The 23,792-nt window shown below is 66.1% G+C and carries 23 protein-coding genes; 7 read left to right on the forward strand and 16 right to left on the reverse strand.

The genetic code is table 11. The annotated features are described in order from the left end of the window. Positions 1-56 precede the first annotated feature (56 nt). From gndA to EPB08_RS00695, 5 genes are all read right to left on the reverse strand, one after another. Entirely contained in the window at positions 57-1,466 is a 1,410-nt protein-coding gene (gene gndA / locus EPB08_RS00675) for an NADP-dependent phosphogluconate dehydrogenase (RefSeq protein WP_130617144.1), read from the reverse strand. A 116-nt stretch (positions 1,467-1,582) separates the two neighbouring features. After that, entirely contained in the window at positions 1,583-2,074 is a 492-nt protein-coding gene (locus tag EPB08_RS00680) for a hypothetical protein (protein ID WP_130617145.1), read from the reverse strand. Further along, positions 2,071-3,426 (reverse strand): GldG family protein, encoded by a 1,356-nt coding sequence (locus tag EPB08_RS00685; RefSeq protein WP_130617146.1) that lies wholly within the window; start codon positions 3,424-3,426, stop codon positions 2,071-2,073. Before EPB08_RS00685 ends, EPB08_RS00680 begins: the two co-directional genes overlap by 4 nt. Beyond that, positions 3,426-4,211, reverse strand: coding sequence for an ABC transporter permease (locus EPB08_RS00690; protein ID WP_130617147.1), 786 nt, complete (start codon positions 4,209-4,211; stop codon positions 3,426-3,428). The genes EPB08_RS00685 and EPB08_RS00690 overlap by 1 nt, the downstream gene beginning before the upstream one ends. Next, the gene (locus tag EPB08_RS00695) at positions 4,208-4,963 is read right to left on the reverse strand and encodes an ABC transporter ATP-binding protein (protein WP_130617148.1); all 756 of its coding nucleotides are present in this window, start codon (positions 4,961-4,963) and stop codon (positions 4,208-4,210) included. Before EPB08_RS00695 ends, EPB08_RS00690 begins: the two co-directional genes overlap by 4 nt. A 178-nt stretch (positions 4,964-5,141) precedes the next feature. Between EPB08_RS00695 and EPB08_RS00700 the strand changes: the two genes are divergently transcribed. Both EPB08_RS00700 and EPB08_RS00705 read left to right on the forward strand, forming a co-directional pair. Continuing rightward, positions 5,142-6,335 carry a DesA family fatty acid desaturase gene (locus EPB08_RS00700; RefSeq protein WP_130617149.1) on the forward strand — a complete coding sequence of 398 codons (1,194 nt, stop codon included), beginning with the start codon at positions 5,142-5,144 and terminating at the stop codon, positions 6,333-6,335. Positions 6,336-6,457: 122 nt separating this feature from the next. Next, positions 6,458-7,570, forward strand: coding sequence for a saccharopine dehydrogenase family protein (locus EPB08_RS00705; RefSeq protein WP_130617150.1), 1,113 nt, complete (start codon positions 6,458-6,460; stop codon positions 7,568-7,570). On the opposite strand, the gene EPB08_RS00710 is transcribed toward EPB08_RS00705, so the two are convergent. The 4 genes from EPB08_RS00710 to rpmB all read right to left on the reverse strand — a co-directional run bounded on the left by EPB08_RS00710 (position 7,560) and on the right by rpmB (position 9,255). Next, positions 7,560-7,973 (reverse strand): thiol-disulfide oxidoreductase DCC family protein, encoded by a 414-nt coding sequence (locus EPB08_RS00710; RefSeq protein ID WP_130617151.1) that lies wholly within the window; start codon positions 7,971-7,973, stop codon positions 7,560-7,562. The genes EPB08_RS00705 and EPB08_RS00710 overlap by 11 nt on opposite strands. Then, positions 7,963-8,505 (reverse strand): DUF4166 domain-containing protein, encoded by a 543-nt coding sequence (locus EPB08_RS00715; RefSeq protein ID WP_130617152.1) that lies wholly within the window; start codon positions 8,503-8,505, stop codon positions 7,963-7,965. The genes EPB08_RS00710 and EPB08_RS00715 overlap by 11 nt, the downstream gene beginning before the upstream one ends. A 335-nt stretch (positions 8,506-8,840) precedes the next feature. Next, complete coding sequence (gene rpmG / locus EPB08_RS00720) at positions 8,841-9,008, reverse strand: 50S ribosomal protein L33 (protein WP_008211962.1); 168 nt, start codon at positions 9,006-9,008, stop codon at positions 8,841-8,843. Positions 9,009-9,018: 10 nt separating this feature from the next. Then, complete coding sequence (gene rpmB, locus EPB08_RS00725; protein WP_109127083.1) at positions 9,019-9,255, reverse strand: 50S ribosomal protein L28; 237 nt, start codon at positions 9,253-9,255, stop codon at positions 9,019-9,021. A gap of 314 nt (positions 9,256-9,569) precedes the next feature. On the opposite strand from rpmB, the gene secB reads away from it, so the two are divergent. The 3 genes from secB to EPB08_RS00740 all read left to right on the forward strand — a co-directional run bounded on the left by secB (position 9,570) and on the right by EPB08_RS00740 (position 14,259). Next, the gene (gene secB / locus EPB08_RS00730; RefSeq protein ID WP_130617153.1) at positions 9,570-10,061 is read left to right on the forward strand and encodes a protein-export chaperone SecB; all 492 of its coding nucleotides are present in this window, start codon (positions 9,570-9,572) and stop codon (positions 10,059-10,061) included. An 18-nt stretch (positions 10,062-10,079) separates the two neighbouring features. After that, positions 10,080-11,108 (forward strand): NAD(P)H-dependent glycerol-3-phosphate dehydrogenase, encoded by a 1,029-nt coding sequence (locus EPB08_RS00735; RefSeq protein ID WP_130617154.1) that lies wholly within the window; start codon positions 10,080-10,082, stop codon positions 11,106-11,108. 124 nt (positions 11,109-11,232) lie between these two features. Next, a complete protein-coding gene (locus EPB08_RS00740; RefSeq protein ID WP_130617155.1) occupies positions 11,233-14,259 on the forward strand; it encodes a DEAD/DEAH box helicase in 3,027 nt (1,008 codons plus the stop codon). 632 nt (positions 14,260-14,891) lie between these two features. Here EPB08_RS00740 and EPB08_RS00745 read toward each other — a convergent pair. The 3 genes from EPB08_RS00745 to EPB08_RS00755 all read right to left on the reverse strand — a co-directional run bounded on the left by EPB08_RS00745 (position 14,892) and on the right by EPB08_RS00755 (position 16,836). Continuing rightward, the gene (locus tag EPB08_RS00745) at positions 14,892-15,596 is read right to left on the reverse strand and encodes a hypothetical protein (RefSeq protein WP_130617156.1); all 705 of its coding nucleotides are present in this window, start codon (positions 15,594-15,596) and stop codon (positions 14,892-14,894) included. Positions 15,597-15,691: 95 nt separating this feature from the next. Then, a complete protein-coding gene (locus tag EPB08_RS00750; protein WP_130617157.1) occupies positions 15,692-16,024 on the reverse strand; it encodes a hypothetical protein in 333 nt (110 codons plus the stop codon). Between the two features lie 128 nt (positions 16,025-16,152). Continuing rightward, positions 16,153-16,836: an HAD family hydrolase gene (locus EPB08_RS00755; RefSeq protein ID WP_130617158.1), complete on the reverse strand. Its 684-nt coding sequence runs from the start codon at positions 16,834-16,836 to the stop codon at positions 16,153-16,155. A 237-nt stretch (positions 16,837-17,073) separates the two neighbouring features. Here EPB08_RS00755 and EPB08_RS00760 point away from each other — a divergent pair, with 237 nt between their 5' ends. Continuing rightward, on the forward strand, positions 17,074-17,373 hold the full coding sequence (locus EPB08_RS00760; protein ID WP_130617159.1) for a type 1 fimbrial protein: 300 nt from the start codon (positions 17,074-17,076) through the stop codon (positions 17,371-17,373). A gap of 25 nt (positions 17,374-17,398) precedes the next feature. Here the strand turns inward: EPB08_RS00760 and glk are convergent, their stop codons facing one another. The 4 genes from glk to EPB08_RS00780 all read right to left on the reverse strand — a co-directional run bounded on the left by glk (position 17,399) and on the right by EPB08_RS00780 (position 22,514). Beyond that, positions 17,399-18,418 (reverse strand): glucokinase, encoded by a 1,020-nt coding sequence (gene glk, locus EPB08_RS00765; protein ID WP_130617160.1) that lies wholly within the window; start codon positions 18,416-18,418, stop codon positions 17,399-17,401. Between the two features lie 219 nt (positions 18,419-18,637). Continuing rightward, a complete protein-coding gene (locus tag EPB08_RS00770; protein WP_130617161.1) occupies positions 18,638-20,032 on the reverse strand; it encodes a c-type cytochrome in 1,395 nt (464 codons plus the stop codon). Continuing rightward, a complete protein-coding gene (locus tag EPB08_RS00775; RefSeq protein ID WP_130617162.1) occupies positions 20,029-21,804 on the reverse strand; it encodes a GMC family oxidoreductase in 1,776 nt (591 codons plus the stop codon). The genes EPB08_RS00770 and EPB08_RS00775 overlap by 4 nt, the downstream gene beginning before the upstream one ends. Further along, complete coding sequence (locus EPB08_RS00780) at positions 21,801-22,514, reverse strand: gluconate 2-dehydrogenase subunit 3 family protein (protein WP_130617163.1); 714 nt, start codon at positions 22,512-22,514, stop codon at positions 21,801-21,803. Before EPB08_RS00780 ends, EPB08_RS00775 begins: the two co-directional genes overlap by 4 nt. Positions 22,515-22,729: 215 nt before the next feature. On the opposite strand from EPB08_RS00780, the gene EPB08_RS00785 reads away from it, so the two are divergent. Then, positions 22,730-23,632, forward strand: a complete 903-nt coding sequence (locus tag EPB08_RS00785) for a cation diffusion facilitator family transporter (protein WP_130617164.1) — start codon at positions 22,730-22,732, stop codon at positions 23,630-23,632. Positions 23,633-23,792: the final 160 nt, after the last annotated feature.

The following is a 23,792-nucleotide window of genomic DNA, read 5'->3' on the forward strand; positions in this document are numbered from 1 at the left end:
CGCCATGCGCCGCAGTCGCGCACAGGGTGCGCTCCCACAGATAGACTGCCGGCGTATCAGCTCCAGTCGTTATGGAAACTACCGGGCTTGTCCACACGCTCGAACGTATGCGCACCAAAGTAATCGCGCTGCGCCTGAAGCAGGTTCGCGGGCAGATGTTCGGCGCGATAGCCGTCGTAGTAGGCGATGGCGGAAGAGAAGCACGGCACCGGCACGCCGGCATTCACCGCAGCGGCCACCACCTCGCGCAACGCGCTCTGGTATTGCGCGGCGATGTCGCGGAAGTACGGATCGAGCAACAGGTTCTTCAGCTGCGCATCGCGCTCGTAGGCATCGGTGATCTTCTGCAGGAAGCGCGCGCGGATGATGCAGCCCGCACGGAAGATGCTCGCGATGGTGCCGTAGGGCAGATCCCATTGGTATTCATCGGAGGCCGAGCGCAACTGCGCGAAGCCCTGCGCGTAGGAAACGATCTTGCTGAAGTACAGTGCGCGCCGCACCGCTTCGATAAACGCCTTGCGGTCACCGCTGAAGTTCACCGGGCCCGGGCCGGGCAGCACCTTGCTGGCGGCCACGCGTTCGTCTTTCAGTGCAGACAGCAGACGGGCGAACACCGACTCGGTGATGAGCGGCAGCGGCACGCCAAGATCCAGCGCGCTCTGGCTGGTCCACTTGCCCGTGCCCTTCTGCGCGGCGCGGTCGAGGATGATGTCGACCATCGCCTTGCGCGTTTCCGGATCTTTCTTGGTGAAGATGTCGGCAGTGATGCTGATGAGGTAGCTGTCCAGCTCGCCCTTGTTCCAGTTGGCGTAGACCTCGGCCAGTTCGTCATTGGTGAGGCCGAGCACATGGTGCAGCACCGCGTAGCTCTCGGCGATCAGCTGCATGTCGCCGTACTCGATGCCGTTGTGCACCATCTTCACGTAATGGCCGGCGCCGTTCGGGCCCATGTAGGCTACGCAAGGATCGCCATCGGGCGCGCGTGCCGCGATCTCGGTGAGGATGGGCGCGACCAGGTCATACGCATCGCGCGGGCCACCCGGCATGATCGAGGGGCCGTGCAGGGCGCCTTCCTCGCCACCGGAAACACCGGTGCCGATGAAATGCAAACCGGCCGCATGCATCTCGCTCTCGCGGCGCATGGTGTCCTTGAAGAAGGTGTTGCCGCCGTCGATGACCACGTCGCCCTTGTCGAGCAACGGCTTGAGCTGCGCCAGCGTGTCATCGGTGGGCTCGCCGGCCTTCACCATCAGCAGGATGCGGCGCGGCTTTTCCAGCGAGTCGACGAACTCCTGCAGGGTGTAGGTGGGAACGAGCCGCTTGCCCGGGTTCTGGGCCACCACCTCGTCGGTACGGTCGCGGTGGCGGTTGAAGATGGACACCGCATGCCCACGGCTCTCGATATTGAGCGCCAGGTTGCTGCCCATCACGGCCATGCCCACTACGCCGATCGCCTGCTTCGTCATGTCATCGCTCCACACTGGGGATGCGCCTTGATATGGGGAAGGCCACGCCTGGTGCAAGTGGCTCCCATCGGCACAAACCTCGATCCTGACCTGCGCGATGCGATGTCGGCGTGAGGCTAACGGGCCTTGGTGGCGTCCTGCGTGGCCGGTCGCGGCGTATAGCGCACGGAAATCAGCGCGACACGCTCGCCCACGCGCACATAGCGCTGCGGGCCGGTGACCGAGGTTTCGCCAAACTCCAGGCGTTGCCCGTCGAGGGTCAGCACGGCCACCGGTGGTGCGAGGCCGATGCGCGCGGGATCGAAATCGCTGAGTGGTCGCCAGCTGAGTACGTTCGCGGCAGCGGTATCAGCCAGCTCGGCCAGCCGGCCATCATCAGTCCGCACGGCCGTGCCGTCGGTGCGCCACCAATGGCCATCGCGACGCGCAAAGTGTTCTTCAGGGCCGCTGCCGATCTGCAGGGCTATCTGCGTCACGGTTTCGGGGGCCGCACCCAGCAACGTGCCTGGGGCCTCGTCGCTGTCGCGTTTCCACTGCCAGGTGGCGAGCGCGACCAGCACGACCGCGATCGCCAGCATCACCAGTCGCTGTCGCGCGGCTCGCTTCATGCGCGGCGACGGCGCCAGGCGATCCAGCCGCCCAGGGCGAGCAGCAGCAGCGGCAGCACCACGAGGAAGCCCAGCGTCGCCGTGCTGAGCTGGGCCTGCGAAATCTGCAGGATGCGATCGGGTGCGCCGCGCGGCGGCAGCTGCACCAGTGCATCGTCACCGAGCAACCAGTCGAAGATGCGTTCGCCCAGCGCGCGATTGCCGCCGTTGCCGAGGAAGGTATTGGAGAGGAAGTCGCCGTCGCCGATCACCACCACGCGCTGCTCGGCCTTGTCGGGGCTGGGCGACAGGCGGCTCAGCGAGAAGCCGAAGTCGAGCGGTCCCTTCAGTTCGCCCGCGCTCGCGTCGTAGGCGATGGTGGAGGCCTGCTCGTTGTCGATCGGCTTGAACTCGGTCCAGCTCTGCGCGCTGGAGCGCAGGAACGGTGCCACCTGCCAGTCGGTGCGCGCGGCAAGCGCCAGTGCGGAGGCCTGCGGGAACAGCGTGGTGAGCGTGAAGTTGCGGGTGATCGCATGCTTGGGATAGTCGCCAAGGGCGAGCATGCGCGGATCCTTCAGGCCCAGCGCGGCGCCCTGGCCGTCCACCAGTACGCCCGGCAGGATGCGGATGCCGAGTGCATTGGCCAGCGGTTCCAGGTGCAGGTCATCGTTGGTCGGATCGCTCAGCCACAGCAGGTTGCCGCCGTTGGCGAGGTAATCGGTCAGCGCCTTCACCGCACCTTCGGGCAGCGCCAGTTCGGGGCTCGCCAGCACCACCAGGTCGGTGTGCTGCGGCACGGCGGTGACCTGCGCGAAGTTGAGCGGCACTGCGCGCATGCCGCGGCCTTCGAGTTGCGCCACGAACATGCCGAGGTCGGCGTTGCCCTTTTCGTTGGGACGACGCTCGCCGTCGCCCGACACGAACGCGACGATGCGCTCGCCGCCACGCGCGAGTCGCTCCAGTGCGTTGGTGAGGCTGCGTTCGGACAACTCGTCCAGGCGCTGCTCGCGGCCCTGGTAATGCAGGATCAGCGCGCCGTCCACGGTGATGCCCAGCTCGCGCATCGCGGCCGGATCCTGCTGTGGGTCAACGAAGCGCAGGGTGAGATCGGGCTTCACACGCTGGTAGCGCTGCATGAAGTTGGCGACGGTGTTGCGCAGGTCGCCCTGCGGGTTGGCGTAGCTGACGATCTCCACCGGGCCTTTCAGCGTTGCCAGCACGGCACGGCTTTCCGCCGAGAGACTGGCGCGACCGCCGTAGGTCCAGTCGGCCACGTGGTCGTAGCGCGTGGTGAGGTAGCCGGCGGCGCCTGCCGCCAGCAACAGCGCCAGCGCCAACAGCCATCCATTCAGATGCCGGAAGAAGCGCGTCATCAGCCACGCTCCTTTTCGGCGGCGAGCCGCTGCGTGGCGAGCGCGAGCGCCACCACGATCACGATCAGGAACCAGGCGACGTCGGCGGTGGATACCAGACCGCGCAGCATGGATTCGAGATGGCTGCTCAGCGCGACCCAGTTGAACACACCGTTGGTGGCGCCGGCCTTCTGCGCTGCGAGGTTCACGCCCGCCATGGCCAGGCCGAGGGTGAGCGCCACGCTGGCCGCGATGGACGCATGCGAGGCATAGGCCGAGCACGCCACGCCGATCGCGGCGAGCGCGGCCAGGGTCAGCAGCAGACCCAGCGAAGCGGAGGCGAGCTTGCCCCAGTCCAGCGTGACGCCGTGCGCCAGGCTCAGCGGCATGGCCAGCGCGAGTGCCAGCCACAGCACCAGCCACAGCATCAGCGCGAGGTACTTGCCCAGCACGATGCGCGAAGCGGGCAGGCCGGCGGCGAACCACAACGGCAACGTGCCGTTGCTGCGTTCACCGGCAATCACCGACATGGTGAGCAGCGGCACAATCACCAGTGCGAGTTCCGCCACGCCGAACGGCAGCACACCGCCGGTGAGGATGCTGCTGAGCATCGGCACGCCGACCAGGTCCGTGTAGCCGGGGCCACCCGGCAGCGCGGCCAGCTTGATCTGTCCCGCGAGGAAACCGCCCAGCAGTAGCGTGAAGCGCCAGGCGAGCTGACCCAGTGTCAGTGCGGCGAGTACCCAGGCCAGCGGGCGGACGAACAGGCGGCGCAGCTCCAGCCGCGTCACGGCGATCACGCTCATGCAGCCTGCATCCTGTCGTTGCTCCCGTTGCCGCGCATGGCGATGTCGAAAAAGGTCTGCTCGAGCGCCTTGTGGTCGGCGCCATCCAGCGCGCCGTCGTAGCGCAGCTGGCCTTCGTGCAGGATCGCCACGCGATCGCATGCGGCGGTGACTTCGGCCAGCAGATGGGTGGAAAGAATGATGGCGGTGCCCGCGGCAGCCTGCTCTCGGATCACCTCGCGCAGCGCCGCCACCTGCACCGGATCGAGCGCGTTGGCGGGCTCGTCCAGCACCAGCAGTTGTGGAGAGTGCAGCAAGGCGCAGGCGAGTCCGAGACGCTGGCGCTGTCCCTGCGACAGCACGCCGGCCAGGCGGCGCGACAGCGAACCGAGTTCCAACCGTTCGACAATCCGTCGGTGCGCCTGGGCGAGCCCGGTGCCACGGAGGCCGCGCAGGCGACCATGCGCATCCAGATGTTCGCTGACGGTCAGTTCTGGCCACAGAGGGGCACGTTCGGGCAGCCACCCAATGACGCTGCGCGCCAGTTCCGGGTGCTCCATGAAGTCCTTGCCGTTCAGCCGGATAGCACCGCTGTCGGGTGCCAGGGCCCCGGCAACCATGGCCAGCGTAGTGGACTTGCCGGCGCCGTTGACGCCGAGCAAACCCAGTACCTGTCCGGAGTCCAGGCGTAGCGTGAGACCGGAAACAGCCGGTCGGCCCGCACGATGACGGGTGATGTGATCCAGTTCCAATACGGCAGTAGGCGCGCTCATTGCATGATTGTCATGGCGCCCCCACCTTCACACAACGGGGTGAGGCCGTCATTTGCGTGACACAGCACATTAACTTCGTCGCTTCCTTGAGGTGCGACAATATTTTGCGCTGTCCATGCTGGCGGGTACGGAAACCCCTCGTTTAGACTGAAATTTCATATACCTGGGTGCTTTTCCCATGCTCGACGCAGTCCTCAATTTCCTGTCCAACGGCCTGACGCACGCCGGTTGGCTCAGCATGACGATCTACATGCTGATCATGACCCAGCTCACCATCTTCACGGTGACGCTGTACCTGCACCGCTGCCAGACCCATCGCGGCGTGGATCTGCACCCGGTGGTGTCGCACTTCTTCCGCTTCTGGGGCTGGCTCACCACGGGCATGGTCACCAAGGAGTGGGTGGCGGTGCATCGCAAGCACCACGCCAAGGTCGAGACCGAGGAAGATCCGCATAGCCCGCAGATCTACGGCATCAAGAAGGTGTTCTGGGACGGCGTGTCGCTGTACCGCGACGCCAGCGAAGTGAAGGAAGACCTCGAGAAGTACGGCCGCGGCACGCCGGACGACTGGCTCGAGCGCAACCTCTATGGCGCCCATCCGTATTGGGGCCCGACCCTGATGCTGATCATCAGCCTCGCGCTGTTCGGCGTGATCGGTGCTGCCCTGTGGGCCCTGCAGATGATCTGGATCCCGTTCTGGGCCGCCGGTTTCGTCAATGGTGTCGGCCACTGGTGGGGCTACCGCAACTTCGAGAGCGCCGACACCGCGACCAACCTCATTCCGTGGGGTTTCTGGATCGGTGGCGAAGAGCTGCACAACAACCACCACGCCTTCCCGAGCTCGGCCAAGTTCGCCCTGCGCAAGTGGGAGTTCGACATCGGCTGGGCTGCCATCTGCGCGCTGCGCGCCGTTGGCCTGGCCAAGGTGCTGCGCGTGGCGCCGACGCTCGACGTCCGCCCGAACGTGCACCTGCCCGATGCCGAGACGCTCAAGGGCGTGCTGACGCACCGCTTCGCCGCGATGACGGACTTCTACCGCAACGTGATCATGCCGACCCTGCGCGATGAAGCGCAGCACGCCGGCGAGAACATCAAGGCGGTACCGCGTCGCATGCGTCGCGCGCTGGCCGACGGTGGTCGCTGGCTGGACAGCGAAGGTCGCGATCGCATGCAGGCGGTGCTGGCCAAGCGTCCGACGCTCAACACCGTGTGCGATTTCCGCGCCCGCCTCGCCGCCCTGATGGAGCAGCGTGGTGCCGACCAGGCTCTCAAGGGCCTGCAGCAGTGGATCGCCGAGGCCGAGCAGAGCGGTATCCGTGCCTTGCAGGAATTCGCTGGCCGCCTGAAGAGTTATTCAGTCGCCAACGCCTGATCGACGCGATGCGTTGCATCGAAAAGCCCGCCGCAAGGCGGGCTTTTTTGTGCGCGGCATTTCCATGTGGCCCCCGGCTCGGTTTTAATCGGGAGTGAGTCGGCGACGGGAAGGGTGCGCGGATGGGCTTGCGGGTGGTGGTGATCGGTGCAACCGGCGTATTCGGGTCGCGCATCGCGCGGCGGCTCGCGCACGATGCCCGCTTCGAACTGATCCTGGCGGCGCGGCGCGCAGAGTCGCTGGAAGCGCTGTATGCATCCATCGGCGATTCGCGGCTGCAGGTGGCCACGCTCGATGCCGGGCATCCGAACTTCCGCCACGCGCTGGCGGCACTGCGCCCGCAGCTGGTGATCCACACCGCCGGCCCGTTCCAGGGGCAGGACTATGGCGTCGCCGAAGCGTGCATGGCATGTGGCAGCCACTACATCGATCTCGCGGACGGGCGCGGTTTCGTCAGTGGTTTTGATCGGCTCGACAAGCAGGCGTGGCGTGCGGGCTGCCTGCTGGTGAGTGGTGCTTCCAGCGTGCCAGCGCTCAGTGCCGCGGTGGTCGACGCCTTGCTGCCGCGCTTCGCCAAGCTCGAAGCGATCGAGCACGCCATCAATCCGGGCAACCGCACACCGCGCGGCGATGCGACCGTGGCTTCGATCCTCGGTTATTGCGGTCGTCCGATCCGCGTGTGGCGCAACGGTGGTTGGGATGAAGCGCATGGCTGGATGGACAGCCGGCGCCAGGTGTTCCCTTTCGGCCAGCGACGCGTGGGCGTGTGTGATGTCCCCGATCTGGAACTGTTCCCCGCGCGCTACCCGCAGGTGCGCACCGTGTTGTTCCGTGCCGGCCTGGAGTTGCCGCTGCTGCAATGGGCGACCTGGAGCATGGCAGTGCTGGTGCGGATGGGTGTGGTTCGCGATCTCTCGCGCCACGCGCCGACGTTGCGTCGCCTGAGCGAGCGTTTCGTGACTTTCGGCTCGGATGTGGGCGGCATGGCCGTGGAGTTGCGCGGCCAGGATCGGGCAGGTGAGCCGCTGCATCTTCGCTGGTGGCTCGATGCCGACGCCGGCGATGGTCCGCAGGTGCCGGTAACGCCCGCGATCGTGCTGGCGCGCCGCCTGGCCGATGGATTGATCGATAAGAAAGGCGCGATGCCCTGCATGGGCCTGCTGACGCTGGAGCAGATCGTCGAGGGCTTCGACGGGTTCGCGTTGCGGACGGGGCTGGAGACGGTCAGTCGATGAAACGCCAGGCCTCGTCCGGTGCTGGCAACCGGCACTGGTCGCGCTTGCCGAACAGGCGATAGCGGTGGCGTGCGACCCACCGGTAGAGCGGATCGCGCAGCGCCGTGGGCACGGTGCGCATCAGCGAGCCGGCGACGTGCCAGCGGCCGCCGAGTTGCCGCAGCACGCGGGCGATCGCGTCGGTATTGCTGTAACCGATGCCGTCCTGAACCAGCAGGAACGATGACGGATCATCCGGCGACAGGCCGTGCGCCATCAGCAGCGCGCGTCCTTCCACGCCTTGCATCGCGGCCAGCCGGAAACGGCCTTCGCGATCGTGGCGCAGGATGAAATCGACCCAGCGGCTGCACAGCATGCAGACGCCATCAAACACGATGACGGGATGACTGAGGTCAGCGGACATGGTCGATCTCCAGCCAGCCACGATAGGCGATCAGTCGACCGATGCCCGGCAGGCGGGTGTCGATGTCGAAGGCATAGCGACCTTCGTGCGCACCGCTGCGTGACAGCACATGGCCGCAAAGTGCGCGTGGCAAAGGCAGGCCCAGCATGCTGACGCGCCGCAGCTGCCAGTCGATGGCGTGGCCGTCGCGATGCAGGGAGAAGTGCAGCGATACCGGTCCCAGTCGCTCGCGCAGCGCGGTCCCGTCGCCGGGCTGCAAGGTGGAGCGCATCTGTCCGCGCGCAAAGCGACGGGTCCAGGTTTCCCGCTGCCCGTTGCGCTCGATGGTGAGGGCGATGGCCTGGTCGGCGCCGGGTTCGGGCAAGCTCAGGATCCGGCGCAGCAGGCGCGCCAGCAGATGCGTGTCGCCGTCGACCTGCGCGGTGCCGCTGGCCTCCAGCACTTCGCCTTCGCCGTGCATGCGTTGCACCGTCGGCGCGAGCTTCGACCAGTCCGTGGCGTCCAGCAGGGAGGGAAACAGGGCAGGTGCCATGTCGCCATCATGCGGTGGGCTCGCGATGTCCGGCAAGCGCCAGCTCGTCATTCCGGTGCAGGCCGGAATCCAGTGCGACGGTGGCCGGATTTCGCGATACGACAGCCGGCGACTGGCGTTGTCGCCAAGAGCACGTTGTGGCGGTAACTGGATGACCAGCCTCCGGCTGTTATCAGGGCGTCGCCGGTCTGCGCCGGAATGACGGGGTGCAGAACATGGGCAACAAAAAACCCGCCTTGCGGCGGGCTTTTTGTTGGTAAGGCACAAGTCGCTGGACCCCTGCGTTCGCAGGGGTGAACAACGGTAAGCCACGCGCTAGGCGCGTGGACCGTTGTTCACTTGATCTTGCCTTCCTTGTAGATCACGTGCTTGCGAACCACCGGATCGTACTTCTTGAACTCGAACTTTTCCGGGGTGTTCTTCTTGTTCTTCTGCGTGGTGTAGAAGTGGCCGGTGCCGGCCGAAGAGATCAGGCGGATCTTGTCTTGCTTGCTGTTAGCCATGGCTCAATCCTCAGATCTTTTCGCCGCGGGCACGCAGGTCGGCGAGGACGGACTCGATGCCGTTCTTGTCGATCGTGCGCAGGGCGTGGTTGGAAACGCGCAGCTTCACCCAGCGGTTTTCGCTCGGGACCCAGAAGCGGCGCTCGTGCAGGTTCGGCAACCAGCGGCGGCGGGTCTTGTTGTTAGCGTGCGAGACGTTGTTACCAGTCTGCACACCCTTTCCGGTGACTTGGCAAATACGGGCCATGATGACCTCCTGTAGGGCGCCCTGGGGCGCGTTTGCCCCCCGTTAGCCAGGGCGGCATCGGCCCAGCGGCGCAAGCGCCACGCGATGCTGGAGATGGAGCTTTTCGCGTCTGCCGTAAGGCCCGCATCGCGTTGCGGGGGTGCCCGAAGAGTCGGGTCGGCATGGTCGAGCCGCGTATTCTCCCCCAGAAACAGCGCTGTGCGCAAGTTTTGCTCAATCGGGCACCTGTCCGCATGGCGGCCCGCGGGGATGTGTGAAAGAATCAAACTCTTTGCGTTTTCACGTACAGCACACTTTTCGAAGAGGAATACCCCATGGCAGACGTCGCCGCCAACGGCCAGGCCAACGCGCCGCAGCTCGTGCTGCAGAAGATCTATGTGAAGGACGTCTCCTTCGAGGCACCCAACGCGCCGCAGATCTTCCAGGAGGTGGGCGAGACCGAGCAGCAGCCGCAGGTGCAGCTGAACCTCGGCCAGAAGTCGGTGGACCTGGGCAACGACATGTATGAAGTCGTGCTCAGCCTGACCCTGACCTGCACCCTGGGCGAGCGCACGGCTTATCTGGCCGAAGTGCACCAGGCCGGCGTATTCGGCATCGCCGGTTTCGCCGAGGAAGACCTGGCCGGCATCCTCAGCAGCTACTGCCCGAACCTGCTGTTCCCGTATGCGCGCCAGATGCTGTCGTCGCTGGTGCTCGAGGGCGGCTTCCCGCCGTTCCTGCTGCAGCCGATCAATTTCGATGCGCTGTATGCCGAACAGCAGCGCCGCATCCTCAGCGGCAGCGCCGCCCCGACGCTCAACAGCTGATCCGCAAGGGCCAAGCTCATGGTTGAGCGTCCGACCCTTGCCGTCCTGGGTGCCGGCTCGTGGGGCACCGCGCTGGCGGCCTTGGCCGCCCGCAATCAAGTACCGACCCGGCTGTGGGGGCGTGATGCCCCTGCGCTGGCAGCGATGGCGCAAACCCGTCGCAACCAGCGCTACCTGCCCGACGTCGAGCTGCCTTCCGAGCTGACTTACGAGCCTGACCTCGCCGCCGCACTGCGTGGCGCCGAGGTCGTGTTGATCGTGGTGCCCAGCCATGCGTTCGCCTCCATCCTGGAGGAGATCGCCCCGTGGCTGGAGTCCAATGCGCGCATCGCCTGGGCCACCAAGGGCTTCGAGCCGGGCACCGGCCGTTTCCTGCACGAACTGGTGGCCGAACGCTTCCCGGGTCGTGCGGCGGCGGTGGTCACCGGTCCGTCGTTCGCCAAGGAAGTGGCCTCCGGCATGCCGAGCGCCGTCACCGTGCATTCGGACGACGCTGCCTTCGCCCATGAGATGGCCCTGTTGCTGCACGCGCCGAACTTCCGCGCGTATTCCGGCAGCGATGTGCTGGGTGCCGAGCTTGGTGGCGCGATGAAGAACGTGCTGGCGGTCGCCACTGGCGTCGCTGACGGCATGGACCTGGGCCTCAATGCCCGTGCCGGCCTGATCACCCGCGGCATGAACGAGATGCTGCGCCTGGGCGTGGCCCTCGGCGCCCGACCGGAGACCCTGATGGGCCTCGCCGGCCTGGGCGACCTGGTGCTGACCTGTACCGGTGACCTGTCGCGCAACCGTCGCCTGGGTCTCGCACTGGGTCGCGGCAAGGCCATCGATGAGGCAGTGCGCGAGATCGGCCAGGTGGTCGAAAGCGTGCTCACCGCCGATGAAGTGATGCGCCTGGCCACCAAGCACGGCCTGGACCTGCCCATCAGCAGTGGCGTGCGCGCCGTGCTGCATGGCGAGGTCACCCCGGGCGAAGGCCTCAAGATGCTCATGAGCCGCGAGCAGAAGCCGGAATACCCCAAGGGCCTGTTCACGCCCGCCGCGTAAGTTCGGTCCCAACGTGTTGCCCTTCGACTCTGAACGCCCGGTATGAAAAAACCGGGCGTTGAGACGCGCACACGTGCAATAGCCTTGCTAAGCTGAATCTTTTGGTCGCCCTAGCGGACCGCGCATGCAGTCACCGGACGATAAACGGCACGATCGTCAGACCCAGTCACGCAGCGACAGCGGCGATGCGGCGCTGCCCGGTGTCTGGCGGAAGCTGCTCGCCTCGCAGGCAGGCGCGGCGCCGCAGGAACGCGGCGTGCTCGGCTTCTTCCTCGAGGTGGTGCCGGAGGAGGGGGCGTCCTACGCACACGTGGATGTCGCGCCCGTACTGCTGACCGTGGCCGAACAGGGGCGCTTCGTGCGTCCGTCGCCGCTGGACAGCAAGCACCTCGGCCAGCAGCAGCTGGAACCCCACGAGCAGCGCCTGGCCGCCACCGTACTCGGCCTGCCGCAGAGCCTGCGCAAGAGCCGCAGCTATGCGCGGCTCGCCGGCCATGTCGGCGATGCGCTGCTGGCGGAAATCCTCGATACCTCGCCCTGCTTCCTTGGTGGCCTGGCCGGCCTGCGCCTGTCGCGCGGCAAGGGGCACCAGCTCAACTGGCAGTGGCACCTGGAGAATGACGGCAGCCAGCGCCTGCAGCCGTGCCTGCCGACCAACCATCGCGTGCTGCGCATCGATGCCCTGTGGTACCTGGACGCCGAGCGCGCCGAGATGGGTCATCTGGAAGCGCCGCTGGAAGAGACCCAGTGGCTGGACCTGCCGCCGCTGAAGCACGAATACAGCCAGACCCTGCGCACCGCGCTGCCGCAGAGTCGCCTCTCGCACCGCCTGCCGCTGCCGCAGGTGCTCGGCGAGATGCGGCGCGCCGAACTGTCGCCCAAACCCGTGCTCACCCTGCATGCGCTGACCCGTCACGCGCGCCTCGCCGCTGGTACGCCGCCGCTGGCCTATGCGCGCCTCGCCTTCGACTACGCGGGCGAGCGTCTGCCCGGTCGTGGTGGCGAGCCGCTGGTGCGGCGTGTGCGCAATGGCCAGCTGGTGGAGATCACCCGTCGCCGCGCCGAAGAGCTGTCCACCATGGAGCAGCTCGAGCGCGCCGGCCTCACGCCGGGCGTGGATACCGAAGGCCTGCCCTGGGATCTCGCCGACACGCTGCCCGACGACGCCTGGCTGTTTCCGGGCAAGGGCTATGCGGGTGCGCTCGAAGTGAACACGCCGGCGCGCTGGCTCGCGCTGCGTCCGAAGCTCGAGGGCGAAGGCTTCCTGCTCGAATACGCGCCCAGCTTCCCGTTCGAAGTGCTGGAAGGCCCGGTGCGCTGGTACGGCAACGCGGTGGAAGACACCGACGACCATGCCTTCGACCTGGAAATCGGCATCGAACTGGAAGGCAAGCGCCACAACCTGCTGCCCGCCGTGGCGCAGGCGCTGGCCGATCACCAGTTGAACCTGAGCCCGGTGCCGAACGAGCCCGAGGATGCCGTGTGGTACGCCCCGGTGGACGAGCGCCGCCGCGTGCCCGTGCGCCTGAAGGAGCTGCGCGGCCTGCTGGCGCCGCTGGCCGAATACCTCGAACGCCCGCGCCACAAGCTGCACCTGCCGCGCGTGCAGGCCGGCCGACTGGAAGAACTGGTCGAAGCACTGCCCAGCGGTGGCGAACTGGTCGCACCGGAAGCACTGCGTGGTTTCACCGCGCGTCTTCGCGATGCGGCCGAACGCGCCAGCGATGCCGTACCCGAAGGCCTCACTGTCGAATTGCGCCCGTACCAGCGTGAAGGCCTGCGCTGGTTGAATGCGCTCGCGGAGGCCGGTGTCGGCGGCGTGCTGGCCGACGACATGGGCCTGGGCAAGACGCTGCAGCTCATCACGCACCTGCTGGCGCTGAAGGAGCGCGGTGCGCTCACCGAGCCGGCGCTGGTCGTGGTGCCCACCAGCCTGATTCCGAACTGGCAGGCGGAAATCGCACGCTTCGCGCCGTCGCTGCGTGTGCTCGCGCTGCACGGCCCGCAGCGCGGCGGCGATTTCTCCCAGCTGGGCGCACAGGACATTGTGCTCACCAGCTATGCGCTGCTGCCGCGCGACGTGGTGACGCTGCGCAAGCAGCCGTTCGCGCTGATCGTGCTGGACGAAGCGCAGCAGGTGAAGAACCCGCGCACGCAGGCACGTCGTGCCGTGCTGAGCCTGCGCGCACCGCGCTGCGTCTGCCTCACCGGCACGCCGCTGGAAAACCATCTGGGTGAGCTGTGGTCGCAGGTCGACCTCGCCGTGCCCGGGCTGCTCGGTGACGAAGGCGCGTTCCGCCGCCACTACCGCATTCCGATCGAGCGTCATCGCGACACCGATTGCCAGGATCGCCTCAACCGTCGCCTCGCACCGTTCATCCTGCGTCGCACGAAGTCGCAGGTGGCGAACGAGCTGCCGCCCAAGACCGAGATCACGCGCCGCGTGGTGCTGGAAGGTCGCCAACGCGAACTCTACGAAAGCCTGCGCCTGTCGCTGGCGGACGAACTGCGCGAGGTGATCGCGCAGCGCGGCATCGCGCACAGCGGCATCGTGGTGCTCGACGCGCTGCTGAAGCTGCGCCAGGTCTGCTGCGATCCGCGCCTGGTGAAACTGGAAGCGGCCCGTGGCGTGCGCGATTCGGCCAAGTTCGAATTGCTGATGGACATGTTGCCCGCGCTGCTCGCCGAAGGCCGCAAGGTGCTGCTGTTCTCGCAGTTCACCGAAATGCTCAAGCTCATCTCGCACGAGCTGGATCGCCGCCGCATCCGCTACGTCACGCTCACCGGTGAAACGCGCGACCGCGCCGAGCCGGTGCGCCAGTTCCAGGAAGGCGAAGCGCCGCTGTTCCTGCTGTCACTGAAGGCCGGCGGCGTGGGCCTCAACCTCACCGCCGCCGACACCGTCATCCACTACGACCCATGGTGGAACCCCGCCGCCGAAGCGCAGGCTTCCGATCGCGCGCACCGCATCGGCCAGGACAAGCCGGTGTTCGTGTTCCGCCTGATCACCGGCGGCACGGTGGAGGAGCGCATCGAGGAGCTGAAGGCGCGCAAGGCGGAGCTGGCGGAGGCGGTGTTGGAGGGTGGTGGCACGCGGGAGAGGTTGAGCTTTGATCAGGCTGACCTGGATGCGTTGTTGGCGCCGGGTTGAGTCCTGCTTCTCTTCGCCCTTCGGTTCGAGGGACGTTTGGATAAACGTTGCCGCCGCTCCTAAGCCGAACCTACCCCTGTAGGAGCGCACCCAGTGCGCGATAACCCCGCACCTCAGTTTTCATACGTCCACCGCGTTTTTGTGGGAGCGCACCCTGTGCGCGACGGCCTTTCGCCTCGGTCTTGAGGCTCGGTGTTACCGCGAATTGGGGCCTCGGCCTTCGGTTGACGCGCTACCGCCAGGGTGCCGCCTACGCGGCGGGCGTTTCGATCTCCTGCCGGAGCTCGAGTCACTTTTCTTTTGCTGGCCCAAAAGAAAAGTAACCCAAAGAAAATGGCCTTGAGAGCCAGGGCTCATAGCGGTATGTGGGATAGAAGCGTAGGGTGACTGCGGCAAGCCGAATCAGGAACGTGCTACCTCGAAGGGAGCTGCTACACCGCAACGCGCCGTCGCGGAGAGGGCTTAAGACAGTTCGATCGAACACTTGGATATCGCGTCACCACCACACTTCTCCCTCTCCCCCTTGGGGAGAGGGCTGGGGTGAGGGGTCAATCTAGCGATCCGCTCGCATCACTGCCTCACTCAAATCGCTGCCCCGATCGCCAGCGCAATCTCAGACCCGGCTCACCAACTCAGTTGTGTTCGTCGCCAGCAGGCAGTCCGGCCGTCGGCGTCAGTTCGCCCACCATCACCGTGCCATGCAGCCCCTGGAAGTAGTCGTCGGCTTGCTCATGCAATTGCCTGGAAAGCGTGAGGGCCGCCTGGGGCATGGGAGCAAATCCGCTGATATAGGCACTGCCGCCGTGGTTGGTGGCGACGTCGATCTGCTCAACCTCACGGTCAAAGCGCCGCATGGCGCGCTTGCCGGCCACGTGGTCGCCGTACTTGGCGAGCAGTTGCACGTACAGCTCGTTGGCCCGGGCTATCTCGTCCTCGCTGCATTTGGCACGTGCGCGGGTGTAGTCGAGCATGAAGCCCCGGCTTTTGCGCTCGGCGGCCAGTGCCAGCCAGGCGAGGCCCAAGGGCTTGTCGATCGGTGTGCCCTGGAGGTCACCCTGGCTGTAAGCCAGGCCCAGGGAGTGCTGCGCGTCCTTGTTGGCCCAGTAGGAGGCGTGCTCCAGCATGCTGATCGCCTGTTGCGGGTTATTGCGCTGCAGGTGGTAGCGCGCGCGGCAGGCGTAGTAGTCGCCTGGCAGCAGGCGCTCCAGCCCGTCAGGGCAGTAAATGGGCGGTCCCTGGTCGGCGTCCGCCGCCGAGGCGGTGCGGATGCTGGCGAGGCCAGCGGTCGACAGCAGGATCAGCGACAACAGCGCCCAGGCATTCCGATTGCGCATCATCAGGCTACCCCCGTAGTGACAGGGCCAACATAAATGACGCGCAAGCCTGGCGCAAGAAATTGCTGGCGGTGGCTGCTATTGCCCGGGCAGGGGTCTTACATCGCCGGTCGCGTGCGCAGCAGTGAATCCACTGCCTGCTGCCATTGCGGTGATCCCGGCGGCGACTGCGGAGCTTCCTGCCCCAGCTTGCGCTGCACGGCATGGTTCCATTCGGCGGAACCGCGATCCGGCCCGTGACCGTCGTCGTCGGACACATGCAGGCGCTGATCCACCCATGCGTACCATTGGATGGATCCCAACGTGGCGTTGCCAGGTGCGCTGCTGCTTTCCGCGGACTGCGGCTTGGGCGGGTTCTGATCGGGCGGCGGCGATGCCGGCGAGCATGCCGCGAGCAACGCGAGAGGAAGCAGGGCGAGGTATCGACGCATGTCGGCCTCCTGATTGCAGAATCAGTCTCGAGACTAACAACAACCACGTGCGTGGCGATGAATCGCGCCTGACATGCGTGTCACTTTCGTGAATGAAGACGCTGCATCGCTCGCGTTTTTACTTCGCGCTAACGTCGCGCAGCCACTTCGTCGATGTGCTTGAGCAGATCGGCGGGATCTTCGTACACACGGAATGCGCCGGCATCTTCCAGTTCTTCCTGGCCGTAGCCGCCGGACAACAGGCCCACGCCGAGTGCGCGTGCACGCTGTGCCGCGAGCATGTCCCAGATGCTGTCGCCCACCACCAGGCTGTGGTGGATGTCCGCGCCAAGTCGCTGTGCGGCGGTGATGAACAGATCGGGATCGGGCTTGGCATAACGCACCTGGTCGCGCGTCACCACGGGCACCTTCGATGGATCGACACCAAGCGCTTCGAGGTTGTGCGCGGCGGTCTGCATGCGACCGCTGGTGGCGATCGCCCAGGGGATTTCTTCCTCGGTGAGGAACGCCAGCAATTCGCGCGCACCGGGCAGCGGACGCACCGAGCCCTGCGTGGCCTGCCGGTTGTATGCCTCGGCGTGCCAGGTGCGCAGGCGCATCAAGCGGTCTTCGGTGATCTCCATGCCGGTTTCGCGCAGCAGCATGTTGGCGAACAGGCCGCCGCTCATGCCTATCTTGCGGTGGATCCGCCACACCGACAGTTCCACGCCTTCGCGATCCAGCGCTTCCTTCCACGCCAGCACGTGCTGGTAGACGCTGTCGACCAGCGTGCCGTCGAGGTCGAACAGGAAGGCGGTATCACTGCGCGGCATGGCGAATGGGCCCGGTCGAAAAGGGCCCACAGAGTAGCACCCGCGCAGGCACTTCCCCGTCAATGTGATTCGCAGCACATCGCGCTGTAGGCGCATGGTCGAGCTGACAGACAGCGTGATGCGCAAGGCGCACGCTGCATGCGTCGACCGAGCTCATTCGCCGGAAACGACGCATCGCTGACCGCGAACTCGACGAATGGCACGCGCGACACACGATCATTCAGTCGGAGAAAGATCATGGCACGCAAACGTGTATTGGCTTTCGTGGCATTGGCCGCCTGCATCGGCACGGCGGGAGCACAAGGTGCGAGTGGCCGGCTGACGTTCGAGGGCCGCATCGTGCAATCGACCTGCAACGTCGAGCAGCCGCAGCTCGGCAGGGAGCGAGGTGTTGGTTGCGGTCAGGAAGGCGTGCGTTCGATCGACATGGAGCGCATGCTGCCGGCAGCGCAGGCCGCCGACAGCGCCATGCTCGATTACTTCCTCGAGCGCAGCCAAGGTGATGCGAAGTTCGCGCTGACGCGCCAGTACCGGTGACTGGCGCCAGCGGCTGGCGGTGGCGTCAGCCGCCCGGGACCAGCGGCTTGCCGGCGTCGAGCACCGCGAGTGCGGCGGCGCCGAGCAGGCCGGGTTCCGGATGCATCATCGCCACCGTGGGCACCTGTTCCATGGTTTCGCGGAAACGGCCCTTGGCCTCGAAACGCTCGCGGAAACCGCCACGCTTGATCCACGGCAACAGGATGGGCAGCACGCCGCCGGTGAGGTACACGCCGTCCCAGCCACCCAGGCTGAGCACCAGATCACCGGCGACGCTGCCGAAGATGCCGGCCAGCGTTTCCACCGTGCGCACGCACAGCGGATCGGTGCCCGCCTCGGCGCGCGCCGTGATGTCCTCGGGCGAGTATTCCTCGGCCACCTGGCCGGCGATATCGGCGAGCGCGAGGTAGAGGTTCACCAGGCCGTTGCCGCAGATCATGCGTTCGTTGGAGACGCGGCCGAAGCGATCGTTGAGGCGATGCAGGATCTCCACGTCTTCCGCCGTATGCGCGGCGAAGCCGGCGTGACCGCCCTCGGTCTCGAGCACGATCCAGTTGCCTTCGCGGCGCAGCAGGCCCGCCACGCCCAGGCCGGTGCCCGGGCCCATCACCACGAAGGTCTGCGGCTCGCGCTGGCCCAGCGTGGGCATCGCCTGCCCACCCACCGAGGAAAGCTGGTCGTGCGTAAGCAGCGGCACCGCCATCGCCTGCGCGGCGAAATCGTTGACGAGGTGCACCGACTCCATGCCCAGCTCTGCCTGCAGCGAATGCGCCGCGACCAGCCAGGGATTGTTGGTGACCTTGACCGTCTCGCCTTCGCTTACACGGCCAGCGGCCGCGATGACGGCGCGCGACACGGTGTGGCCGGTGTCTTCGAAATACTGGCGGATGGCTTCGGCCAGCGAGGAATGGTCCTTCACGCGGTAACGGCGCACGCTGTCGTCCATCAGCGGCGCGGCGCGACCCGGATCGGCCAGGGCGAATCGCACGTTGGTGCCGCCAAGATCAGCGAGCAGCGTGGCGGCGGCACGGGAAGGCGTTCTCATGGACGATCCTGAAGCGGGGGAGACAGTAAGGGTGACTCCCTTGGGCGGATTCGTCCAGTGGTGCGGTGCAGCGCGCGCCGCTTTTTAACCATTCGATACCGAATGGCACACGGGGCCCATGCATCCACGCCGCCGCTTGGCCGTCTATCAGGCCGCGCAGGCAGCGATCGCCATCGTCACGCAAGGCACCGGCAGCGACGTGCGCCGATGCCCGTTGGGTTATGGCTTGGCAGCGGGCATCGCGGCGCGTGGATCGTAGCCGGTCATCAGCGGATGGCCCGTGGGTGGCAGGTCGCGCAGCCGCGACACATCCGGTGCCCGCACCTCGTCGCCGCGATTGCCCCAGCTGGCGCGCACGAAGGTGAGGATTTCGGCGATCTGCTGATCGCTCAGGCGGTCGCGGAACGCCGGCATGCTGAACTGCGCGGGCGCGTCACGCCCCACCGGCATGGTGCCGCCGTGCAAGACGAGGCGGATGGCCGAATCCGCACTAGGGCCATTGAGCACGGGATTGCCGGCCAGTGCGGGGAATACCTCGCCGTAGCCGTGTCCATCGGTGCGATGGCAGGTGGCGCAGTTGTCGACGTACAGCTGCGCGCCCGTCGCACCGACATTGCCACTCGTCAGCGCCTTGCGGGTGGCCTCGTCATAGGTGATGGCGTTCTCCTGCCGCGCGGGCGGCAGGGTCTTGAGGAAGTGCGCGATGGCGGCGAGATCCTCGTCGCTCATGTGGCGGGTGCTGTGCTCGATCACTTCGCCCATGCCGCCGAATACCGCGCTGCGCTCGCTGCGGCCGTTCTTCAGCAGCGCCACGATGTCTTCCTCGTTGACGCTGCCCAGGCCGCTGGCCAGTTCGCCGCGCAGGCTGGGTGCGACCCAGTTGTCGTTGGCACCGCCGCTGAGATAGTCGGTGCCGTCGGTGGGCGTGAGCGCCTTCTCCTGCAGGGTGAAGGCACGCGGCGTATGGCAGGCACCGCAATGGCCCAGGCCTTCCACCAGGTATTGCCCCCGGGCCAGCGCCGCATCACCGGTCGCTGCGGTTTCCACGGTGGACACCTTTGGGGCAAACAACCAGCGCCAATAGGTGAGCGGCCAGCGCATCGACAGCGGCCACGGGATGCCTTCGGCGTGATTGACCTGCTCCACCGGCGCCACCTTGTGCATCAGGTAGGCGTACAGCGCCTGGATATCCTGGTCACTCGCCTTCGCGTACGAGGGGTAGGGCATCGCCGGATACAGCGTGTGGCCCTCCGCATCGATGCCACGGCGCACGGCGCGCTCGAACTGGCCGTAGGTGTAGTGGCCGATGCCCGTGGTGGGATCGGGCGTGATGTTCGTGCTGTAGATGGTGCCGACCGGCGAGGCGATCGGCAGGCCGCCGGCGAACGGCTTGCCGCCGGGTGCGGTGTGGCAGGCCGCGCAATCGCCGAGGCGGGCGACGTATTCGCCCTGCTTGATCAGGTCGTCATTGGGTGCCGGTGCGCTGGCGGAGGCATTGCCGCCACCGCCGCGAAACACCAGCGTGGCCAGCCACGCCAGTGCGATCAGCACGACGATCACCACGACGGCACGTATCAGGCCGCCACCCTTGCGACGACGCGAGCGGGCGTTCATGCCTGCACCAGGGGGCCGGGATTCTTGAGGTAGGTCTCACGAATGGCCTTGGTCGACATGTACGTCAGGCCGCCGATGAGCCCGGTGGGGTTGTAGCCGAGGTTCTGCGGAAACGCGGACGCGCCGGTGACAAACACGTTGTGCACGTTCCAGCTCTGCTGGAAGCGGTTGAGTGCGCTGGTCTCGGGCGAAGCGCCCTGGATCACGCCGCCGGTGGTGTGCGTGGTCTGGTACTGGCGCACGTCGTAGTGATCGCCAGCCTTGCGGATGGTCTGCGAGGTCTGGCGCGGCTTCATCGCATCGGCGATCTCCTGCGCGCGATCGGTGAGGAAGCGCGTCATCTTGTATTCGTTGTCGTGCCAGTCGAAGGTGAGGCGCAACAGCGGCAGGCCGAAGCTGTCCTTGTAGGTCGGGTCGAGATCGAGATAGCGATCGCGATACGCCATGACCGAGCCGTGCGACTGCACGCCTGTGGTGTGCAGGTAGCTGTCCTTCGCCGCACGCTTCCACTTCTCGCCCCAGCCCGGCGTGCCCGGTGGCAGCAGCAATTGCTGGATCGGACGGCCGCCGGTCTGTCCGCCAAGGATGTAGCCACCGCCGATAAAGCCGTGCGGCCCGTGGTCGAAATGATCGGAATTGAACTCGTCGATGATCTGGTTGCCGCCCGAGCCCGCGCCGATGAAGGGATTGATCGCCACGTCCTTGTCGTAGAAGACGGTGACGTTGCTCATCATCTGGTACGCGTAGTTCTTGCCGATCACGCCCTTGCCGGTGTTCGGGTCATAGGGCGTGCCGATGCCCGACAGCAGCATCAGGCGCACGTTGTGCATCTGGAACGCGGCGACGATCACCAGGTCCGCCGGCTGCTCCACTTGCTGTCCCTGCGCGTCGATATAGGTGACGCCGGTGGCGCGCTTGCCGGTGTTGTCGAGATTGATCCGGGTGACATGGCTCTGCGTGCGCAGCGTGAAGTTCGGCTTGCGCATCAGCACCGGCAGGATCGTGGTCTGTGGCGAAGCCTTCGAGTACATGAAGCAGCCGAAGCGCTCGCAGTAGCCACACAGGTTGCACGGCCCGAGGCGTACGCCGTGCGGGTTGGTGTACGGCCGCGATGCGTTCGACGAGGGCTGCGGAAACGGCTTGTAGCCGCGCGAGCGCGCCGCATCGGCGAACAGCTTGGCGCCGTAGTTGTCGGCCACCGGCGGGTTCGGATACTCGCGCTTGCGCGCGCCTTCGAACGGATTGCCGCCTTCCTTGATCTCGCCATTGAGATTGCCCGCGCGGCCGGAGGTGCCGCACAGGTATTCGAACTGGTCGAGGAAGGGTTCCAGTTCGTCGTAGGTGACGCCGTAGTCCTGGATCTGCATGTCGTCCGGCATGAACTTCGAGCCATAGCGCTGCCGGTTGTGGCTCTCGAACACCAGGTCTTCCGGCGAGGGACGATAGTGCTGGCCGTTCCAATGGATGCCTGCGCCGCCCACGTTGTTGCCGAGCAGGAACGAGCCGTACTGCCGGTAAGGCACGGCCGTTTCGGTGAGCGCGTGGCGGATGGTGATGGTTTCCTTCGCCAGCGGCTGGAACAGGTCACCGCGAATGCCATAGGCCAGTTCGTCCGCATTGTGCGGATAGGTGAAATCGGGCGAGGTGTCGCGATAGGTGCCGCGCTCCAGCGCAAGCACATTGAGGCCGGCTTCGGTGAGTTCCATGCCCATGATCGCGCCGGTCCAGCCGAAGCCGACGATCACCACGTCGACCGGTTTCATGCGGATCATGTCTTGTCTCCCTGGATGGACACGGGGCCAAACGGGTAGACCTTGCCCGGCTGCACGATCCAGTCGGCATAGTCGGCACGCGCACCGGGAAAGCCGATCATCTTCCACGCGCCCATATGCTTGTTGCCGCCGTACATCGGGTCGGCGAAATAGCCTTCCTTGGTATTGGTCAGCAGCTGCGTGAAGAACGCGTTCGCGGGCACTTGGTCCAGCTTGATCTCACCCTTCTCCAGCTGGTGCAGCACGCCGTCGCGTTCTTCCGCCGACAGCGCGGCGAACTTCTTGTTGTGCTGCTTCTGGCACCAGTCGTCGACGGCGGCAATGGCGGTGCGGTAGAGGTCGCGAGGCGTGAAGCGCAGCTGGTAGCCGAGCGTCGGCGCTGCATCGGGCACGAACGGACCCTGCATGTACCAGTAGCCGCCGTGGCCGTAGCTGTCTTCCATCTGGCGGTCGATGAATTCGGGCACGCCTGCTTCCACTGCACCGGGGCCGTCCTCGTTCGGAGGGATCAGCCGGTCCACCGCAGCCTGCAGGAATTCCCACTCCGCCGCATTGAAATACTTTGGCGAGTAGGCCGCGCCTGCAGCTGGTGCCGCACTGCCTTGTGACTGCGCCAGGGCCGAGCCGCCCAGCAAGCTGACGGCTGGCACCGCTACCATCGATTGCCGCAGGAAGTCGCGACGCGACGGCGAGCTAGGCTTGTTCGACATGGCGTTCCCCAGGGCAATCGCGTGGAAGCAAAAGTCATGCTGGCGCGCACCATGGGAGCAAAACGTGAAAAGGGAGCATGGGTCGATGCGTCCACGCATTCACGAAGCATCGACTGCACATCGCCACATATAATCCTCAGGAAAGTCGTCGGGCCATGAGCCACTGTCACGTGGCGCGCCCGCCGCACCGGGGAACCTCCAGGGGCTGGCACTGCATGGACACCACACGCGAACAACGCCAGCTCCGCCTGTCCATCGTCGTCACCTTCGTGGTCGGTGTGGCCTGCGTCGCCGTCGGCCTGCTGATGCGTTCGCAGGCGATTGCGTTCGATGGCTTCTACTCGCTGGTTGACGTGGTGCTGACGGGCGGTTCGTTGCTGGTGTCGCGACTGGTGGCCAGCGAAGGCAGCCGGCGCTTCCAGTTCGGCTACTGGCACCTGGAACCGCTGATGGTGGTGTTCAACGCCACCGTGCTCACCGCCATCTGCAGCTATGCCGCCTTCACCGCGCTGCACGATCTGCTCACCGGCGGCCATGAACTCGCCTTCGGCCTCGGTGCTGCATGGGCGGCCGTCATGGGCGTGGTGAGCATGGGCATGGCGTACCAGATGAATCGCCAGTCGAAGCTGCTGGGTTCGGTGCTGGTGCAGCTCGATGCGCGCGGTTGGTTGATCGGTGGTTGCATCAGCATCGCGGTGTTGATCGGCTTTGCGCTGGCCGCAGTGATCAAGGGCGGCCCGCTCGATCATTGGACCCGCTACATCGACTCCTCGATCCTGTTGTTGCTGGTGATCGTGCTGTTGCCGTTGCCCTTGAGCAGCCTGTGGCAAGCCCTGCTCGAAGTGTTGCAACTCGCGCCCGACGCATTGGACCAGCGCGTACGCGCAGTAATGCAGGCGATGGTGCACGAACGCGGCTACCTCGATTTCTCCAGCTACGTCGCCAAGATGGGCCGCATGCGTTTCATCGACATCCACATCCTGGTCGACCCGACGCGCCCGCTGGGTACCATGGATGCGATTGACGAAGTGCGCAGCGAGATCGCGCATCGCCTCGGTAGTGATATCCGTGTGGAGTGGCTTACCATCGTGTTCACCGGTAAGCGGGAGTGGTTGTAGGGCCCTTCCTCAATCTCCTTGTAGGAGCGCACCCAGTGCGCGATCGCGGCGCCTCGTCGTTACCACTCCGTAGGCTTTTCGCGCACTGGGTGCGCTCCTACAGGGAAAGACAGTGCTGCTCTTGTGGGAGCCCACCCTGTGGGCGACTGCGGGGCCTCGT

Source organism: Dyella amyloliquefaciens, from assembly GCF_004296575.1.
Taxonomy (GTDB): domain Bacteria; phylum Pseudomonadota; class Gammaproteobacteria; order Xanthomonadales; family Rhodanobacteraceae; genus Dyella; species Dyella amyloliquefaciens.

Excerpts from the sequence above, each read along its gene's own strand:
- gndA (WP_130617144.1), bottom strand. The coding sequence starts at position 1,466 with ATGACGAAGCAGGCGATCGGCGTAGTGGGCATGGCCGTGATGGGCAGC.
- EPB08_RS00680 (WP_130617145.1), bottom strand. The coding sequence starts at position 2,074 with ATGAAGCGAGCCGCGCGACAGCGACTGGTGATGCTGGCGATCGCGGTC.
- EPB08_RS00685 (WP_130617146.1), bottom strand. The coding sequence starts at position 3,426 with ATGACGCGCTTCTTCCGGCATCTGAATGGATGGCTGTTGGCGCTGGCG.
- EPB08_RS00690 (WP_130617147.1), bottom strand. The coding sequence starts at position 4,211 with ATGAGCGTGATCGCCGTGACGCGGCTGGAGCTGCGCCGCCTGTTCGTC.
- EPB08_RS00695 (WP_130617148.1), bottom strand. The coding sequence starts at position 4,963 with ATGAGCGCGCCTACTGCCGTATTGGAACTGGATCACATCACCCGTCAT.
- EPB08_RS00700 (WP_130617149.1), top strand. The coding sequence starts at position 5,142 with ATGCTCGACGCAGTCCTCAATTTCCTGTCCAACGGCCTGACGCACGCC.
- EPB08_RS00705 (WP_130617150.1), top strand. The coding sequence starts at position 6,458 with ATGGGCTTGCGGGTGGTGGTGATCGGTGCAACCGGCGTATTCGGGTCG.
- EPB08_RS00710 (WP_130617151.1), bottom strand. The coding sequence starts at position 7,973 with ATGTCCGCTGACCTCAGTCATCCCGTCATCGTGTTTGATGGCGTCTGC.
- EPB08_RS00715 (WP_130617152.1), bottom strand. The coding sequence starts at position 8,505 with ATGGCACCTGCCCTGTTTCCCTCCCTGCTGGACGCCACGGACTGGTCG.
- rpmG (WP_008211962.1), bottom strand. The coding sequence starts at position 9,008 with ATGGCTAACAGCAAGCAAGACAAGATCCGCCTGATCTCTTCGGCCGGC.
- rpmB (WP_109127083.1), bottom strand. The coding sequence starts at position 9,255 with ATGGCCCGTATTTGCCAAGTCACCGGAAAGGGTGTGCAGACTGGTAAC.
- secB (WP_130617153.1), top strand. The coding sequence starts at position 9,570 with ATGGCAGACGTCGCCGCCAACGGCCAGGCCAACGCGCCGCAGCTCGTG.
- EPB08_RS00735 (WP_130617154.1), top strand. The coding sequence starts at position 10,080 with ATGGTTGAGCGTCCGACCCTTGCCGTCCTGGGTGCCGGCTCGTGGGGC.
- EPB08_RS00740 (WP_130617155.1), top strand. The coding sequence starts at position 11,233 with ATGCAGTCACCGGACGATAAACGGCACGATCGTCAGACCCAGTCACGC.
- EPB08_RS00745 (WP_130617156.1), bottom strand. The coding sequence starts at position 15,596 with ATGATGCGCAATCGGAATGCCTGGGCGCTGTTGTCGCTGATCCTGCTG.
- EPB08_RS00750 (WP_130617157.1), bottom strand. The coding sequence starts at position 16,024 with ATGCGTCGATACCTCGCCCTGCTTCCTCTCGCGTTGCTCGCGGCATGC.
- EPB08_RS00755 (WP_130617158.1), bottom strand. The coding sequence starts at position 16,836 with ATGCCGCGCAGTGATACCGCCTTCCTGTTCGACCTCGACGGCACGCTG.
- EPB08_RS00760 (WP_130617159.1), top strand. The coding sequence starts at position 17,074 with ATGGCACGCAAACGTGTATTGGCTTTCGTGGCATTGGCCGCCTGCATC.
- glk (WP_130617160.1), bottom strand. The coding sequence starts at position 18,418 with ATGAGAACGCCTTCCCGTGCCGCCGCCACGCTGCTCGCTGATCTTGGC.
- EPB08_RS00770 (WP_130617161.1), bottom strand. The coding sequence starts at position 20,032 with ATGAACGCCCGCTCGCGTCGTCGCAAGGGTGGCGGCCTGATACGTGCC.
- EPB08_RS00775 (WP_130617162.1), bottom strand. The coding sequence starts at position 21,804 with ATGATCCGCATGAAACCGGTCGACGTGGTGATCGTCGGCTTCGGCTGG.
- EPB08_RS00780 (WP_130617163.1), bottom strand. The coding sequence starts at position 22,514 with ATGTCGAACAAGCCTAGCTCGCCGTCGCGTCGCGACTTCCTGCGGCAA.
- EPB08_RS00785 (WP_130617164.1), top strand. The coding sequence starts at position 22,730 with ATGGACACCACACGCGAACAACGCCAGCTCCGCCTGTCCATCGTCGTC.